This window comes from Aeromonas sp. 159 (genome assembly GCF_963862045.1).
Lineage (GTDB): Bacteria > Pseudomonadota > Gammaproteobacteria > Enterobacterales > Aeromonadaceae > Aeromonas > Aeromonas veronii.
The window spans coordinates 1-926 of the sequence record NZ_CAWLMI010000115.1 but is presented as its reverse complement, the minus strand read 5'-3'; the positions used below and the strand labels follow the sequence as shown (position 1 = coordinate 926).

General features: G+C 57.6%; 2 pseudogenes. One reads left to right on the top strand and one right to left on the bottom strand.

What is annotated here, in order from left to right:
- A pseudogene (locus AACR14_RS16055) lies at nucleotides 1–264 on the top strand (IS3 family transposase); the annotation flags it as partial.
- A gap of 7 nt (nucleotides 265–271) precedes the next feature.
- Here the strand turns inward: AACR14_RS16055 and AACR14_RS16050 are convergent.
- Nucleotides 272–926, bottom strand: a pseudogene (locus AACR14_RS16050) (IS3 family transposase); the annotation flags it as partial.

The window sequence follows — 926 nt, the reverse complement described above, 5'->3', positions numbered from 1 at the left end:
AGGCTGACCATTGTCAGGGCTTGCCTGTTTCTGGGGATAAGCCGGCAGGCTTACTACAAGCGCAATCGGGTCGCCGACGAGCGCCATGCACAAGGGCTGCAGGTGGTGCGCTTTGTGCGTCAGGTTCGACTGCGACAACCGCGGGTGGGCACTCGCAAGCTGCATTATCTGCTGCAGGGTCAGGAGGATGGCGGGCTCAAGGTAGGGCATGACAGGCTGTTTCGGATATTGGCCGAGCACCGCCTGCTGGTGCAGCCCAGACGTGTAGTGGTCAACTAAATCCGGACACTTGGTTAGGCCGAACCTCGGCTTTTGCTGGCGGTATCCCGTCATTGTGTTGATGTGGACGCCGCCAGTTGTAGTAATCCATCAGGTAGTAACTGATATCCCGCTTCGCCTCTCGCAAGCTCATATATCCCATAGCCGGCAGCCACTCTGACTTCAGGCTTCTGAACAATCGCTCCATCGGGGCGTTATCCCAGCAGTTACCACGCCGACTCATGCTCTGGGTTATGCGATAACGCCACAGTCGTTGCCGAAATGCCCGGCTACCATATTGGCTGCCCTGGTCGGAGTGAAATAGCACACCGGATGGGCAACCCCGCTGCTGATACGCCATCTCCAGTGCTTTGATGGCCAGCTCTGCATCAGGCTTGTCAGACATCGCCCAGCCCACGACCCGCCGGGTGTGCAGGTCAAGAACCGCTGCCAGGTAATGCCAGCGACCACCGGCCCAGACGTAGGTGATATCGCCACACCACACCTGATTGGGTTGCTGGACATCAAATTCGCGGGCCAGCAGATTGGGTATATTCGGTCGTTCTGACCGTGCCACCTTATAACGTGTGTACGCCCGGCTGTTTGGATGCCAACCCGCCCTCCTTCATCAGCTTACGTACTTTGAATCGACCAATCTGATACCCCAA